At 58.9% G+C, this 16,609-nt stretch carries 12 protein-coding genes; all 12 read left to right on the forward strand.

The window, feature by feature from the left end; translation table 11 throughout:
* Positions 1-87 precede the first annotated feature (87 nt).
* The 12 genes from yaaA to JOE34_RS00800 all read left to right on the forward strand — a co-directional run bounded on the left by yaaA (position 88) and on the right by JOE34_RS00800 (position 16,535).
* Entirely contained in the window at positions 88-867 is a 780-nt protein-coding gene (yaaA, locus tag JOE34_RS00745) for a peroxide stress protein YaaA (RefSeq protein ID WP_003421769.1), read from the forward strand.
* 815 nt (positions 868-1,682) lie between these two features.
* Positions 1,683-2,999 carry a nucleotide sugar dehydrogenase gene (locus JOE34_RS00750; RefSeq protein ID WP_003316933.1) on the forward strand — a complete coding sequence of 439 codons (1,317 nt, stop codon included), beginning with the start codon at positions 1,683-1,685 and terminating at the stop codon, positions 2,997-2,999.
* A gap of 97 nt (positions 3,000-3,096) precedes the next feature.
* A complete protein-coding gene (gene alg8 / locus JOE34_RS00755) occupies positions 3,097-4,581 on the forward strand; it encodes a mannuronan synthase (RefSeq protein WP_170846032.1) in 1,485 nt (494 codons plus the stop codon).
* A 40-nt stretch (positions 4,582-4,621) separates the two neighbouring features.
* Entirely contained in the window at positions 4,622-5,794 is a 1,173-nt protein-coding gene (locus JOE34_RS00760) for an alginate biosynthesis protein Alg44 (RefSeq protein ID WP_003316934.1), read from the forward strand.
* A gap of 2 nt (positions 5,795-5,796) precedes the next feature.
* Complete coding sequence (gene algK, locus JOE34_RS00765; protein ID WP_004419028.1) at positions 5,797-7,209, forward strand: alginate biosynthesis TPR repeat lipoprotein AlgK; 1,413 nt, start codon at positions 5,797-5,799, stop codon at positions 7,207-7,209.
* Positions 7,206-8,690, forward strand: a complete 1,485-nt coding sequence (locus tag JOE34_RS00770; protein WP_003316937.1) for an alginate export family protein — start codon at positions 7,206-7,208, stop codon at positions 8,688-8,690. Before algK ends, JOE34_RS00770 begins: the two co-directional genes overlap by 4 nt.
* Before the next feature lie 26 nt (positions 8,691-8,716).
* On the forward strand, positions 8,717-10,327 hold the full coding sequence (gene algG, locus JOE34_RS00775) for a mannuronan 5-epimerase AlgG (RefSeq protein ID WP_024649717.1): 1,611 nt from the start codon (positions 8,717-8,719) through the stop codon (positions 10,325-10,327).
* Positions 10,328-10,341: 14 nt separating this feature from the next.
* Positions 10,342-11,781 carry an alginate biosynthesis protein AlgX gene (locus JOE34_RS00780; protein WP_003408874.1) on the forward strand — a complete coding sequence of 480 codons (1,440 nt, stop codon included), beginning with the start codon at positions 10,342-10,344 and terminating at the stop codon, positions 11,779-11,781.
* Between the two features lie 8 nt (positions 11,782-11,789).
* Complete coding sequence (locus tag JOE34_RS00785; protein WP_003421766.1) at positions 11,790-12,926, forward strand: mannuronate-specific alginate lyase; 1,137 nt, start codon at positions 11,790-11,792, stop codon at positions 12,924-12,926.
* Between the two features lie 185 nt (positions 12,927-13,111).
* The gene (locus tag JOE34_RS00790) at positions 13,112-14,668 is read left to right on the forward strand and encodes an MBOAT family protein (RefSeq protein ID WP_003316941.1); all 1,557 of its coding nucleotides are present in this window, start codon (positions 13,112-13,114) and stop codon (positions 14,666-14,668) included.
* A gap of 10 nt (positions 14,669-14,678) precedes the next feature.
* A complete protein-coding gene (locus JOE34_RS00795; protein WP_003415203.1) occupies positions 14,679-15,854 on the forward strand; it encodes an alginate O-acetyltransferase in 1,176 nt (391 codons plus the stop codon).
* A gap of 12 nt (positions 15,855-15,866) precedes the next feature.
* Positions 15,867-16,535, forward strand: coding sequence for an alginate O-acetyltransferase AlgF (locus JOE34_RS00800; protein ID WP_003316943.1), 669 nt, complete (start codon positions 15,867-15,869; stop codon positions 16,533-16,535).
* Positions 16,536-16,609 lie beyond the last annotated feature (74 nt).

A 16,609-nucleotide genomic window follows, 5' to 3' on the forward strand; every position in this document is an offset into this window, starting at 1 on the left:
CCAGCGAAGCGACCTCTATCGCCACCATAGCTGGAGTCGCAGGCTATCAGCCCCTAGAATCTGCGAACGATAAAAGGAGACGACTTCATGCTGATGGTGATTTCCCCGGCAAAAACCCTCGATTTCGAGACACCGCCTACGACCGGCCGCTTCACTCACCCGCAGTACCTGGAGCATTCCCAGGAGCTGATCGACCAGTTGCGTGAACTGACGCCGGCGCAGATCAGCGAACTGATGCACCTGTCCGACAAGCTGGCCGGATTGAACGCGGCACGTTTTGGCAGTTGGAACCCGGACTTCACCCTCGACAACGCCAAGCAGGCACTGCTGGCCTTCAAGGGCGATGTTTATACGGGCCTGGAAGCGGAAACGCTGAGCGAAGCGCAGCTTGACTACGCACAGGGCCACTTGCGCATGCTGTCAGGTCTTTACGGCCTGCTGCGCCCACTGGACCTGATGCAACCCTACCGCCTGGAAATGGGCACCCGGCTGGCCAACGCTCGCGGCAAGGACCTCTACGCCTTCTGGGGCACGCGGATCAGCGAATGGCTCAATGAAGCGTTGGCAGATCAGGGCGACGACCTGCTGCTCAACCTTGCCTCGACCGAATACTTCTCTGCCGTCAAACGTTCGTCGCTCAAGGCGCGGATCATCGACACCGAGTTCAAGGACTTCAAGAACGGCCAGTACAAGATCATCAGCTTCTATGCAAAAAAGGCCCGCGGCATGATGAGCCGCTTCGTTATAGAAGAGCGCATCAACGATCCCCAGGCATTACAAGCGTTCGATGTACAGGGCTACCGTTACAACCGCGAACAGTCGACCCCCGACAAGTTAGTGTTTTTGCGCAACGTCGCCGAAGACTAGCTGCTGTAACCGTCGTGTAACGGCGCGCTGTTACACGACCTGTCCTACGATCCAACAACGAATGACAACTTCATGACGCCAGCCAAACGTCAACTTTCAGGCGGTTGACTCACGTGCGTTTTTTTCTGAAAAAAAAATCCATTTTTTTAAGTAGTGGCGTTTCAGCTTTTTGCAGTAGTGGCACTTTAATTACCACCCCGCCAAACCCCTTACAATTCGAGGCCTTTAAGAAAAAAGCCATCACCTCGATATTGTCCCCGTGACAAACCGGATACATCAAAATCTGCAAATCAGGACGAGTGGCCAGGAACTAAATGGGAATTGGTGCGCTCCTACATCCCGTAACAATTCTGGGCTGACCTGTAAGAGATCACTTACAGGTCGCCTTGAAGAACGGGAAGTTACCGACAAGGAAACCAGGCCCACATGACCCTGGCGTCAGGTACCAGAAATAAACTCACATCACTAGTTGATGTTGTAGACAGGCGAAGCGCCAGCCCGGTGCGACGCGCAGGATTCGAACAGGACGGCCCTGGCTAGCGCCAGCGGCAGGCTTACCGAGGTCCGCCGTCAATCGTCGAACAAGGAGTGGTTTACTGCATCCAAGGAGAGCAGGGCCCTGACCAAAAGGACAGGTTACTTGCCGCTTGCACATAGTGTCATTTGAGTTCGCCTTACTTGTTTTGGGCACTCACTCATTAAATATGCCTGCGTTAGTTCTACGGCGTTGTTAGCCGTAAGGGATAGCGCGTGACATCTGCTGGCCAAAATTAATATCCAGCCAATCTATGGCGTGAAAAATCGAGGAGAATACGATGCGTATCAGCATATTTGGTTTGGGTTATGTCGGTGCAGTCTGTGCCGGTTGCCTGTCTGCCCGCGGTCACGAAGTAGTGGGTGTGGATATTTCCAGCACCAAGATCGACCTGATCAACAACGGCAAATCACCTATCGTTGAACCGGGTCTGGAAGAGCTGTTGCAGAAAGGTATCAGTACCGGAAAACTGCGCGGCACTACCGACTTCGCCGAAGCCATTCGCGCCACCGATCTGTCGATGATCTGCGTCGGTACGCCGAGCAAGAAGAACGGCGATCTGGAACTGGATTACATTGAATCGGTGTGCCGCGAAATTGGTTATGTCCTGCGTGACAAAGCCACCCGCCACACTATCGTGGTTCGCAGTACCGTCCTGCCGGGCACTGTTGCCAACGTCGTTATCCCGATTCTGGAAGATTGCTCCGGCAAGAAAGCCGGTGTTGACTTCGGTGTCGCCGTCAACCCTGAGTTCCTGCGCGAAAGTACTGCGATCAAGGACTACGACCTGCCGCCAATGACCGTCATCGGCGAGTTCGACACAGCGTCGGGCGACGTTCTGCAATCGCTGTACGAAGAACTCGATGCACCGATCATCCGCAAGGACATCGCCGTCGCCGAGATGATCAAGTACACCTGCAACGTGTGGCACGCCACCAAGGTTACTTTTGCCAACGAAATCGGCAACATTGCCAAGGCCGTCGGCGTCGATGGCCGTGAAGTGATGGACGTGGTCTGCCAGGACAAGGCGCTGAACCTGTCCCAGTACTACATGCGCCCTGGCTTCGCATTCGGCGGCTCCTGCCTGCCGAAAGACGTTCGCGCCCTGACTTACCGCGCCAGCAGCCTGGACGTTGAAGCGCCCCTGCTCAACTCGCTGATGCGCAGTAACACCTCGCAAGTGCAGAACGCTTTCGACATGGTTGCCAGCTACGACACCCGCAAGGTTGCACTGCTGGGTCTGAGCTTCAAGGCCGGCACTGACGATCTGCGTGAAAGCCCGCTGGTAGAGCTGGCCGAAATGCTGATCGGCAAGGGTTTCGACCTGAGCATCTTCGACAGCAACGTTGAATATGCACGCGTTCACGGTGCCAACAAGGACTACATCGAATCCAAGATTCCGCACGTTTCCTCGCTGCTGAACTCGGACTTCGACCAGGTCATCAATGACTCCGACGTCATCATCCTCGGCAACCGCGATGAGCGTTTCCGCGCCCTCGCCAACAAGACCCCTGAAGGCAAGCGTGTCATCGATCTGGTGGGCTTCATGGCCAACGCCACTAGCGAAGACGGTCGTGCCGAAGGTATCTGCTGGTAAATCAGCCGCAAGCCACAAGCGCCAGGCTCCAGGCCACAGGCTCAAGCAATGTGCTTGCAGCCTGGGGCTTGAGGCTCGCAACTGACTTAGGGATACGATTATGCAGAGGCTCAAGCACGGCCTGTTACAGGCCGCAGGTTGGCTGTTCTATTTAAGTTTACTCATGGGCCTTGCCGCGGCATTGCCTACCAGTATCTTCGACTCGCAGTCGAAGAACTTTATATTCCTGATTGGCGCCGTTGGTATCTGGCGCTACTCGATGGGGATCACGCACTTCGTGCGCGGGATGATTTTCCTGTACATCGTCTACCCGCACTTGCGCCGCAAGGTTCGCAAGCTGGGCAGTGCAGCAGACCCGTCCCATGTGTTTCTGATGGTCACCAGCTTCCGTATCGACGCGCTGACCACCGCACAGGTCTACAACTCGGTTATCCGCGAAGCCATCGACTGCGGCCTGCCGACGACGATCGTCTGCTCGCTGGTGGAAATGTCCGATGAACTGCTGGTCAAGAGCATGTGGGCCAAGTTCAATCCGCCAGAGCGCGTCAAGCTGGACTTCGTACGCATTCCGGGCACCGGCAAGCGCGATGGTCTGGCCTATGGCTTCCGCGCCATCTCGCGTCACTTGCCCGACAGCCGCGCCGTGGTTGCGGTGATCGACGGCGACACGGTGCTCAACGAAGGTGTGGTCGCCAAGACCGTGCCGTGGTTCCAGCTGTTCGACAACGTCGGCGGCCTGACCACCAACGAGTTCTGTGAAGTGCGTGGCGGCTACATCATGAGCGAGTGGCACAAGCTGCGTTTCGCTCAGCGTCACATCAACATGTGCTCGATGGCCCTGTCCAAACGCGTGTTGACCATGACCGGTCGCATGTCGGTGTTCCGCGCAACCGTGGTAACCGACCCCGAGTTCATTGCCGACGTGGAAAGCGACTCGCTCAATCACTGGCGTCTGGGCACCTTCCGCTTCCTGACCGGCGACGACAAGTCCAGCTGGTTCAGCCTGATGCGCCTGGGTTACGACACGTTCTACGTGCCGGACGCAGCGATCAATACCGTGGAACACCCGCCCGAGAAGAGCTTCCTGAAAGCCAGCCGCAAGCTGATGTATCGCTGGTACGGCAACAACCTGCGTCAGAACTCGCGTGCACTGGGTCTGGGCGTACGTCGCCTGGGGATCTTCACCAGCATCGTGCTGTTCGACCAGCGTGTGTCGATGTGGACCTCCATTCTCGGTCTGACCGTCGCACTGATCGCCAGCTTCAAGTATGGCGGCGCGTTCCTGTTGATGTATCTGCTGTGGATCGGCATGACCCGCCTGATCCTCACCCTGCTGCTGTCCCTGTCGGGACACAGGATCGGGCCTGCCTACCCGATCATTCTCTATTACAACCAGATCGTCGGCGCGCTGATGAAGATCTATGTCTTCTTCCGCCTGGACCGCCAGTCCTGGACTCGCCAGGACACCAAACTAAGCCGCGACATGGCCAGCTTTCAGGGCTGGTTCAACACGTGGTCGTCCCGAACCATGACTTTCTCGGCTGGCACCATCTTCGTCGCTGTGCTGTTGACGATGGTTTGACCGGGCCAACGGATTAATTGCTTAAGTAGGAAAAATAGCCATGAATACAGCCGTGAATGCGAACGTCGTACATGAATCCGAAGCCCAGCGCCAACACGCGCGGATCAAGATCCCTGCCAAGCTGCGCCTGCTGAATGATCAGCCTAACGCGCCACTGGTACGTGTCGAAGACCTGTCGGCCGGCGGCCTGAGCTTCGTTGCTCCGTCCGGGCAGAAATTCAGCGAAGGTCAGATCGTCAAGGGACGCCTGCAATTCATCATCGACAACCTTGGCCTGGCCATGGACGTCGACCTGCAAGTGCGCTCGATCGACAACGCCAGCAACCGCATCGGTTGCCAGTTCCAGAACCTGGAACCGCAGGACATTGCGACCCTGCGCCACCTGATCACCTCGCACCTGTCCGGCGAAGTCGTGACCCTGGGCGAAGTGCTGGCCACGCTGCAGCGCGACAACTTCACCAAGGCACGCAAGGTCAAGGGCAAGGACAGCGGCATGAGCGCGATGGGTCGCCTGCGCGCTGTGACCTTCAGCCTGGGCGTGTTCATTGTCGGTCTGGCCGCCTTCGGCTTTATCTTCAAGACGATCTACGGCCTGTACTTCGTCAGCCATGCATCGGCTGGTCTGGTCACCATTCCAAGCATGGATGTGACCATGCCGCGTGAAGGTACCGTGCAAAGCCTGGTCGCCCAGAACGGCGAAGCCGCCAAAGGCGCACCACTGGCGTCCTTCAACACCAGCATGCTGGAAATGCTCAAGGGCAGCCTGACCGGTGAAGACCTGCAGCCAGCCAAGATCGAAGAGTTGTACGGCAAGCAGATGAGCGGCACCATGACCAGCCCGTGCGATTGCGTCGTGGCTCGCCAGCTGGTTGCCGACGGTCAGTTCGCGTCCAAAGGTCAGGTGATCTTCCAACTGGTGCCACGCAACGCGCCGGCTACCGTTGAAGCACGCTTCACTTATCGCCAGTTCAACGACGTCAAGCCAGGCACACGTGTCAGCTTCCAGATCGCTGGCGAAGACAAACTGCGTACCGGTCAGATCGTCAGCAGCACCAACCTGAGCGACGCCGACCTGTCCACCGACATCCGCGTGCAGATCAAGCCTGACGAAAGCCTGAGCAGCTCGCTTGCCGGTCGCCCTGTTGAAGTAGTCAGCGATCGCGGCCCGTCCGTGAACTGGCTGATCGATAAAGCCATGGCTGCGGGTCTGTAACCATGAACAGCCCACTACGACGCCTGTCGACCCCCACGCTATTGAGCCTCGCCGTCGCGCTCGGCCTGAGCGGCTGTGCCGGCCTGCCTGATCAACGCCTTGCCAATGAAGCCCTGAAAAACGGCGACACGGCATTGGCGGAGCAGAACTATCGGCAGCTGGCGGACCTGGGCTATAGCGACGCACAAGTCGGCCTGGCTGATATTCAGGTCGCGACTCGCGACCCGGCTCAGCTCAAGCAGGCCGAAGCGACCTACCGCGCTGCCGCGCAGACCTCCCCCCGGGCGCAGTCGCGCCTGGGCCGTCTGCTGGCTGCCAAGCCCGACGCTACCGAAGCCGAACACCGCGAAGCCGAAGGCCTGCTGAAAAAGGCCTTCGCCAATGGCGAATCCGGCACGCTGATCCCGCTGGCGATGCTTTATCTGCAATACCCGCACACCTTCCCTGAAGTGAATGCGCAGCAGAAGATCAGTGAGTGGCGCGCCGCCGGTTATCCGGAAGCAGGTCTGGCTCAAGTGCTGCTGTATCGCACCCAAGGCACTTATGCTCAACACCTCGATGAAGTCGAGAGCATCTGCAAACAGGCGCTGTCGGCCACCGATATCTGCTACGTCGAACTGGCCACTGTCTACCAGACACGCGGCCAGGCCGAGCAACGCACGGCCTTGATCGAAAAGCTCAAGAGCGAATACGCCGCTGGCCGCGTCAATGCACAACGAGTGGACAGCGTCGCGCGCGTACTGGGTGACTCCACCATCGGTACGCCGGACGAAAAGACCGCTCAGCAATTGCTGGAAAGCGTTGCGCCGGGCTACCCGGTCTCGTGGGTCACGCTGGCCAAACTGCTTTACGACTTCCCCGAACTGGGCGACGTCAACAAGATGATGGAATACCTGAACAACGGCCGCGCGGCGGACCAGCCTCGCGCCGAACTGCTGCTTGGCCGCCTGTACTACGAAGGCAAATGGGTCACTCCCGATGCCGTCAAGGCCGAGGAGCACCTGAAGAAAGCCACCGCAACGGAAATCTCTGCCCATTACTACCTGGGTCAGATCTACCGCCGCGGCTACCTGGGCCAGGTCTACTCGCAAAAAGCCGTGGACGAGCTGCTGACTGCAGCCCGTGGTGGCCAGAACAGCGCCGACTTCGCCCTTGCGCAACTGTTCTCGCAGGGCAAGGGCACTATGCCCGACCCGGTCAACGCCTGGGTGTTCGCGCAACTGGCGCTGGCCAGTCAGACCCCGCAAGCGACCGAGCTTGCCGAGGCCCTCAACACACAACTGCCGCCTGAAAAGCTCGCCACCGCCAAAGACCTGTTGGCACGCGAGCAAAAAGTCCGGGGCGCTAACGCCACTCAGAACGCGATGGCATTGCAGGCCCTGCAAGAAGAAAAAGACGGTGAGGAAGCATTATGAAGTTGAATCCCCTGATGGCCGCCGGCATGGGCCTTGGCTTCACCCTGTTGTGGGCCTGCCCGACGCTGGCAGCGCTGACCGAACAACCGCAAAATTTCGGTATCGAAATCAAAGCCACGGCGCAGGCTGAGGATGATCGCGATCTGGGCACCCGTTCGGGCGGCGACGTCAACGGTGTGGGCCTGGACCTGCGTCCCTGGGTCTATGGCGAACGCGGCGACTGGAGCGGTTACGCGATGGGCCAGGTGGTCACCGCCACCGACATCATTCAGACCGACCCGCTGGAGCAGAGCAACAGCGACGGCAGCGGCACGCAGACCTCGCGCGGCACCGCCAGCGAGCGCGAAACCGACAAGACCTACGCGGCACTGCGTGAATTCTGGATCGGCTACAGCGGTTTCACGCCCTACCCTGGCGAGATCCTGAAAATCGGTCGTCAGCGTCTGCGCAACGACGACGGTCAATGGCATGACACCAACATCGAGGCCATCAACTGGTCGTTCGATACCACACTGTTGCGCGCTGAACTGGGTGCTGCCCAGCGTTTCAGCGAGTACCGCACCGACCTGACCGAACTGGCACCTGACGACGAAGATCGCAAGCACCTGTTCGGCTCGGTCAGCTATCAGTGGACACCGGGCAACTGGGCCGGCATTCGCGCTCACCACAGTGCTGACGACGGTAAGCTCAAGTCGCAGGGCCAGGTGCTGGATGATCTGGACAAGACTTCCAATGGCGATCTGACTTGGGTCGGCCTGCAGGCTGACAGCGATGCCTACAACTATCGCAGCAACACCAATCAGCTCAACTACTGGGGCAGCCTGACCTGGCTGAACGGAACGCGCGACGAAATCGGCGTGACCTCCGCCGCCAACGACCAGTTCATCGCCGGCGAAAAGAACAGCCGTGACATGAACGGCTGGGCCACCGACCTGGGCCTGCGTCTGCGTCTGGACCCGCAATGGCAAGTCGGCGCCGCCTACTCGCGCGCCAGCAAAGACTACGTCCAGAACGGTCTGGAAAGTAACCGCTCCAACTGGACCGGCACGCGTTCGCGCATCCATCGCTTCGGTGAAGCCTTCCAGGGTGAAATGGCCAACGTGGAAACCGGCTCGCTGTTCGCCTCCTGGCAGATGAACGAGGAATACGACGCGTCGCTGATCTACCACAAGTTCCGTCGCGTGGACGGCAACACCGGTATCGGCGGCTCGGGCATCAATGCGGTGAACGACAATCAGGACGGTACCTTCAGCTCGCTGCCACTGGAAGACGGCAGCAAGGACCTGGGTCAGGAAATGGACCTGGTCGTGACCAAGTACTTCAAGCAAGGCCTGCTGCCCGCCTCGCTGAGCCAGTCGTTCGATGAACCTTCGGCACTGGTGCGCCTGCGCGCAGGTGTCTTCAAGCCAGGCGACGCGTATCAGAGCAACGTGGACAGCTACATGCACCGCGCTGTTGTCGACGTCATCTGGCGCTTCTGATGCGAACCGCCAAAGGAGTGCCAGAGATGAACAGTCATACAAGCAACGGGCGTAGCCGGCACTGGCCGCACGCCCTGCTCGAAAGCGCACTGCTGACCAGCGCCCTGCTGATGGCCAGCGGTGTGGCGCTGGCCAACGCGCCTGTCGTACCCGACGCACAGAAGGCGCTGGTCAAGGAATTGCATCAGGCCAAGACCTACACCATCACCAGCCCGCCGACCGCGCCGCTGGAAATGGCCAAGCCGGTGTTGCCCGACCTCAAGGGCTACACCGCCGAAGCCGCCCTGAAAAAGATCGTGCGCAACAAGCCGGGCAAGGTCACTGTTTCACGGATGATGGAAGAAACCGGCCTGAAGGAATTCATCGGCGGTGACAACAAGATGGCCGAATGGGTGAACCGCCAGCGCGGTATCCCGCAAGCGATCATGATTTCCGATGGCTACGTGAACCTGCAGGACCTGGCCAAGAAGGTGCCCAAGCAGTTCCTCAACGAGGTCTCGCCAGGTGTCTACGTGGCGCGCTTGCCGATCCTGATCAAGGAAACCGGGACCTTCGAGATCGACAGCAAGACCAAGGAATTGCGTCTGTCTCAGGAAAAGGGCTCGTTCATCGTCAGTGAAGGCAAGATGCTGATCACTCACACTCAGGTCAATGGCTGGAGTGAAACCCGCAACAGCCTGGCGACCTATCGCAAGCCTGACGAGTTTCGCCCTTTCCTGCTGACTTGGGGTGGCTCGGAAACCTGGATCGCCAATACCAAAATGGCGAGCCTGGGTTACGACCAGAGCAAGTCCTACGGCATCAGTATTTCCCAGTACACGCCCAACACCGCGAAGGTGCTCAAGCGTCCCGAACCGACGGGCTGGATCATCGATTCAGAGTTCTCGGACATGTGGTACGGCTTCTACTGCTATGAAACCCGCGACTTCGTGGTCAAGGGCAACACCTACCGCGACAACATCATTTACGGCATTGACCCGCACGACCGCTCGCACGGTCTGATCATCGCCGAAAACGACGTTTACGGGACCAAAAAGAAGCACGGGATCATCATTTCCCGGGAAGTGGACAACAGCTTCATCTTCCGCAACAAGAGCCACAACAACAAATTGTCCGGCGTGGTTCTGGACCGTAACAGCGTCGGCAACATCGTCGCCTACAACGAGATTTACCAGAACCACACCGACGGCATCACCCTGTACGAAAGCGGCAACAACCTGCTGTGGGGCAATCGCGTGATCGCCAACCGCCGCCACGGTATCCGCGTACGTAACAGTGTGAACATCAAGCTGTACGAGAACGTCGCCATGGGCAACGGCCTGATGGGCGTCTACGGCCACATCAAGGACCTGAGCGACACCGACCGCGACATCGAGCTCGATCCGTTCGACGCTCAGGTCTCGCTGATCATGGTCGGCGGCGAACTGTCCAGCAATGGCTCCGGCCCGCTGTCCATCGACTCGCCACTGAGTGTCGAGCTGTATCGCGTCTCGATGCTGATGCCTACCAAAGAAGTCGGTATCAGCCTCAACGGCGTCCTCGGTGAGCGCCAGGACGAAATCCTCGACCTGCTGGTACGCCAGAAGAAAGCCGTATTGATCGACCCCGTCGAAAGCCAGACCGAGCTGCGGGAATGAGGAAGGGTATTGTTATGCACGCACATCTGATCAAGCTGTTGAGCCTGTCCAGCCTCACCGCCGCCTTGATGGCCGCCGCGGGTGTCGCTCGGGCAGACGACTCGCAAGCACCGACGTTCAAGGCCGAGCCCTGCTGCTCGCTGTGCCCGGCCGCGCATGACGCGAAAAACTACACCACGCGCTATCAGCAGAACTTCACCACGCTGGTCCAGGCCCAGGGCGACTGGCTGTTCCGGACTCAGGAAGACCTGCGCACCGAGTTCGACACCACGCCTGCCGGCTATCGCCGCATGAAAGAACTGCACGATGCGTTCAAGAGCAAAGGCGTCGAGCTGGTCGTGGTGTATCAGCCTACCCGTGGTCTGGTGGATCGCAACAAGCTGTTCCCCGCCGAACGTGACAAGTTCGACTACGACAAGGCGCTGAAAAACTATCAGGCCATGCTCGGCCGCTTCAGCAAGATGGGCTATTGGGTCCCTGACTTGTCGCCGTTGACCAACGAGCAGCAGGCGCACGACTTCTACTTCCGCGGTGACCAGCACTGGACGCCGTATGGCGCGCAGCGTACGGCGAAAATCGTTGCCGAAACCGTGAAGAAAGTTCCGGGCTACAGCGATATCCCCAAGCGTGAGTTCGAAAGCCATATTTCCGGACGCATGGGCAAGACGGGCACTTTGCACAATATGGCGGGTCAATTGTGCGGCACCAGCTACGCGATCCAGTACATGGACCAGTTCACCACCGAGCCCAAGGGTGAGGCGGGCGACGGCGACCTGTTCGGCGATTCCGGTAACCCGGAAATCACCCTGGTCGGTACCAGCCACAGCGGCAAGAACTACAACTTCGCTGGCTTCCTGCAGGAGTACATGGGTGCCGACGTGTTGAACGTAGCGTTCCCTGGTGGTGGCCTGGAAGGTTCGATGCTGCAGTACCTGGGCAGTGAAGACTTCCAGAAGCGTCCGCCGAAGATTCTCATCTGGGAATTCTCGCCGCTGTATCGCCTGGATCAGGAGACCATCTATCGCCAGATGATGTCGCTGCTGGACAACGGCTGTGAAGGCAAGCCTGCCGTCATGAGCGCCAGCACCACCCTCAAGCCGGGCACCAACGAAGTGTTGGTCAACGGCAAGAATGGCATCAAGGACATCCGCAACGGCAGCAATCAGATCGACATCAAGTTTGACGACACCTCGGTGAAAGTCCTTCAGGCCAGACTCTGGTACATGAACGGTCGCCACGAGGATCTGAAAATCGAGAAACCTGAAACGTCAGACACCGATGGACGCTTCGCCTTTGAATTGCGCGAGGATGAGGATTGGGCCAACCAGCAACTGCTGGCACTGGAAATCCAGGGACCGGAAGCAGGCACGGCACCACAAAAAGTCGAAGCCAAAGTATGCAAACGCAACGTGTTCCCGAGCGCTGCGACACACACCGCTCAAGCCGGACTATGAGGTGACTTATGCAGACTCCTAAACTGATACGCCCTACCCTGCTGTCGATGGCAATCCTGTCATCGATGGCCTGGGCCACGGGTGCGTCCGCCGCACTGGTTCCACCCAAGGGCTATGACGCCCCGATCGAAAAAATGAAGACTGGCGATCACAACTTCAGCTGTGAAGCCATTCCAAAGCCCTACACCGACAAGCTGGTGTTCCGCAGCAAGTACGAGGGTTCGGACAAGGCGCGCGCAACGCTCAACGCGGTATCCGAAGAAGCGTTCCGCGATGCGACCAAGGACATCACCACCCTTGAGCGTGGCGTCAGCAAAGTCGTGATGCAGTACATGCGCGACGGTCGTCCGGAACAACTCGATTGCGCGCTGAACATGATGACCACCTGGGCCAAGGCCGATGCGCTGGAGTCGCGCGAGTTCAACCACACCGGCAAATCCATGCGCAAATGGGCACTGGGCAGTATGTCCTCCGCCTACCTGCGCCTGAAGTTCTCCGAGTCGCATCCGCTGGCCAACCGTCAGCAGGATGCAAAGATCATCGAGACCTGGTTCAGCAAGCTGGCCGATCAGGTGGTCAGCGACTGGAGCAATCTGCCGCTGGAAAAAATCAACAACCACTCGTACTGGGCTGCCTGGTCAGTGATGGCAACCGCTGTCGCCACCAATCGTCAGGACCTGTTCGACTGGGCCGTGAAGGAATACAAGGTCGCTGCCAATCAAGTGGACAAGGACGGTTTCCTGCCCAACGAGATGAAGCGTCGTCAGCGTGCACTGTCGTATCACAACTACGCATTGCCACCGCTCGCGATGATTGCCAGCTTCGCCCAGGCCAACGGCGTGGACCTGCGTCCGGAAAACAATGGTGCCCTGAAGCGTCTGGGTGACCGGGTTCTGGCCGGCGTCAAAGACCCTTCGATATTCGCTGACCACAACGGCGAGAAGCAGGACATGACGGACCTGAAGAAAGACCCGAAATTCGCCTGGCTCGAACCGTACTGCTCGCTCTACAACTGCAGCCCGGATGTGCTGGAAGAGAAACACGAAAAGCAGCCGTTCAAGACATTCCGCCTGGGCGGTGACCTGACCAAGGTCTTCGACCCGTCGCACGAAAAAGGCGACAAGGGCGACAACGTCAGCGAGTGATACGCCGTTGGTTGTAGGAGCGGACTTGTCCGCGAAGACCTATGTCCAGGCGATGCATCCATAAAACCGGATCTCGCCTGGCCAGCTTCGCGAACACGCTGTGAAGTGATTTGCCCCTCCTTTTTTTGCGGGGGGGTTTGGGGGGGCTGTGAGCCCTTGAATGTTGGACAAACGGAGAGATAAGGATGGTTTTCTCATCCAACGTGTTCCTGTTCCTGTTCATGCCGATCTTCCTCGGCTTGTACTATCTGAGCGGGCAACGCTATCGCAATCTGCTGCTGCTGATTGCCAGCTATGTCTTCTACGCCTGGTGGCGAGTGGACTTCCTGGCGCTGTTCGTCGGCGTGACCGTCTGGAACTACTGGATCGGTCTCAAGGTAGGCGCAGCAGGTGTGCGGACCAAGCCGGCACAGAAATGGCTGCTGCTTGGCGTGATCGTGGACCTGTGTATTCTGGGCTACTTCAAATACGCCAACTTCGGCGTGGACAGCATCAACGCAGCCATGACCTCGATGGGTCTGGAACCGTTCATCCTGACTCACGTGCTGTTGCCGATCGGTATCTCGTTCTATGTCTTCGAGTCCATCAGCTACATCATCGACGTTTACCGCGGCGATACCCCGGCCACGCGCAACCTGATCGACTTCGCTGCATTCGTCGCGATCTTCCCGCACTTGATCGCCGGACCCGTGCTGCGTTTCCGTGATCTGGCCGACCAGTTCAACAACCGTACCCACACGCTGGACAAGTTCTCTGAAGGTGCCACGCGCTTCATGCAGGGCTTCATCAAGAAAGTGTTCATTGCCGACACCCTGGCCGTGGTCGCCGACCACTGCTTCGCTCTGCAGAACCCGACCACCGGCGATGCCTGGCTGGGTGCGCTGGCCTACACCGCGCAGCTGTACTTCGACTTCTCCGGTTACAGCGACATGGCCATCGGTCTGGGTCTGATGATGGGTTTCCGCTTCATGGAAAACTTCAAACAGCCCTATATCAGCCAGTCGATCACCGAGTTCTGGCGTCGCTGGCACATCAGCCTGTCCACCTGGCTGCGTGACTACCTGTACATCACGTTGGGCGGCAACCGAGGCGGCAAAGTCGCAACCTACCGCAACCTGTTCCTGACCATGCTGCTTGGCGGTCTGTGGCACGGAGCCAACGTCACCTACATCATCTGGGGTGCCTGGCACGGCATGTGGCTGGCGATCGAAAAAGCGGTCGGTATCAATACCAAACCCTACAGTTTCAACCCGATCCGCTGGGCACTGACCTTCCTGCTCGTGATCATCGGCTGGGTCATCTTCCGCGCTGAAAACCTGCATGTCGCCGGTCGTATGTACGGCGCCATGTTCAGCTTCGGCGAATGGCAATTGTCCGAGCTCAACCGCGCCAGCCTGACCGGTCTGCAAGTCGCAACGCTGGTGGTGGCTTATCTGACACTGGCGTTCTTCGGTCTGCGCGACTTCTACCAGAACCGCGAAAAAGACACCGGCAAGAGCACCAAGGCTGACGGTCCTGCAACCGCACAACCGGGCACCATCAAAGCGGTTCCTGGCGACGCGCCTGGCAGCCTGCATATGCCTGGCTACACCGTGGGCAGCGAAGCTCAGGTGCAACCGGCCTATTGGGAAGCCGACTGGCCACGTTACGCCATGCGCGCACTGATCCTGCTGCTGTTCGTGGCTTCGATTCTCAAACTTTCGGCGCAAAGCTTCTCGCCGTTCCTTTACTTCCAGTTCTGAGGAGACTGACATGACCCGTTCATTACGAATCCTCTACATCGCCCTCTTCCTGGCCATTCTGCTGGTCCTGGGGATCTGGTCGCTGCGCAGTTTCAGCACCTTCTCGACGTCGGCCGAGACCACTGTGCTCAACGGCAAATGGACCAAGGCGGCGGAAACTCATTATGACGATGAGTTCCCCATCAAGCGTCTGGGCACCAACCTCTGGGCGGCGCTGGACTTCAAACTGTTCAACGAAGGTCGTCCGGGCGTCGTGCTCGGCAAGGACCAGTGGCTGTACACCGACGAAGAGTTCGACGCGGTTGCCAACGGCGAGCAGAACGAAGCCGACAACCTGGCGATCATTCAGGGTGTGCGTGACGCACTGGAAAAACAGGGCACCAAACTGGTCCTGGCGATCGTTCCGGCGAAGACCCGTCTGTACCCGGAGCACATCGGTGACAGCAAGCCTGCCAGCCTGCACACCGACCTGTATCAGCAGTTCCACGCTCAGGTCGCCAAGGCCGGGATCTTCGCCCCGGACCTGCTGGCGCCGCTGCAAGCTGCCAAGCAACAGGGCCAGGTTTTCCTGCGCACCGATACTCACTGGACGCCAATGGGTGCCGAAGTCGCCGCGCAGCAACTGAGCGCCGCGATTGCCCAGAAAACGCCACTGGAAGGCGAACCTGAGCAGTTCGTCACACAAGCCAAGGGAACCGAAGCCTACAAAGGTGACCTGACTACATTCCTGCCGCTCGACCCGCTGTTCAGCAACATGCTGCCCAAGCCGGACGAGTTGCAGAAACGCAGTACCGATCCGGTCGCAGGCGAAGCGGCAGGCGGTGACGCGCTGTTCGCAGACAGCGACATCCCGGTGGGTCTGGTGGGCACCAGCTACAGCGCCAACCCTAACTGGAACTTCGTCGGCGCCTTGAAAGAAGCGCTGCGCAGCGATGTCGTCAACTACGCCGAAGACGGCCATGGCCCGATCCTGCCGATGCTCAAGTACCTGCAGACCGATGCCTTCAAGAACACCCCGCCGCAAGTGGTGATCTGGGAATTCCCGGAGCGCTACCTGCCGGCACACAACGACCTTGGCGAGTTCGATCCGAAGTGGATCGCCGAGCTGAAGAAATCGCGTGATACCCAAGAAAACGTGGCGCTCAACGCCAAACAATCCGAGTCGCCCAACCGGGCGCAAAACTGAGAGGACTGACTCATGACTTTTAACACTACTGCCAACCGTTCGGCCGCAAAACGCCTGTTCAAAACCTGCGCAATGGCCGCAGGTCTGGGCCTGATGTCCCTGCAAGCTTTCGCCGGTGACTCCGCCCTGTACGGCCCGACCGCACCGAAAGGCTCGACCTTCGTGCGTGTCTACAACGCCAGCAACGCCGAAATTAGCGCCACCGTTGGCAACACCAACCTTAACGAAGTGGCGCCACTGGGCAGCACTGCGTTCAGCTTCATGCCGCAGGGCGACTACACCGCCAAGTTGGGCAGCCAGAGCCTGCCAGTGAAACTGGCGGGTGATCACTACTACACCATCGTCAACAACGCCAGCGGCAAACCACAGCTGGTCGAAGAGCCACCGTTCAAGAACAAGCAGAAATCCCTGGTTCGTGTGCAAAACCTGAGCGACAAGTCCCTGACCCTGAAAACCGCTGATGGCAAGACCGACGTGGTCAAGGCTGTAGCGGCAAAAGGCACCGGCGAGCGTGAAATCAACCCGGTCAAGGTCAGCCTGGCGCTGTACGACGGCGACAAGAAAGTCACCGATGTGAAACCTGTGGCACTGGAGCGTGGCGAAGCCGCTGTGCTCTACATCACCGGCAGTGGCAGCAGCCTCTCGCCAGTGTGGGTTAAGCCACCGGTCGCTACCCGCTAAACGGATTATGCCGGTCGGTTCAGGGCGTCAGCACTGAACCGGCCAGCGCGGAACAAGAACAAGACAGAAACGAC

Source organism: Pseudomonas sp. PvP028 (assembly GCF_017832255.1).
Lineage (GTDB): Bacteria > Pseudomonadota > Gammaproteobacteria > Pseudomonadales > Pseudomonadaceae > Aquipseudomonas > Aquipseudomonas syringae.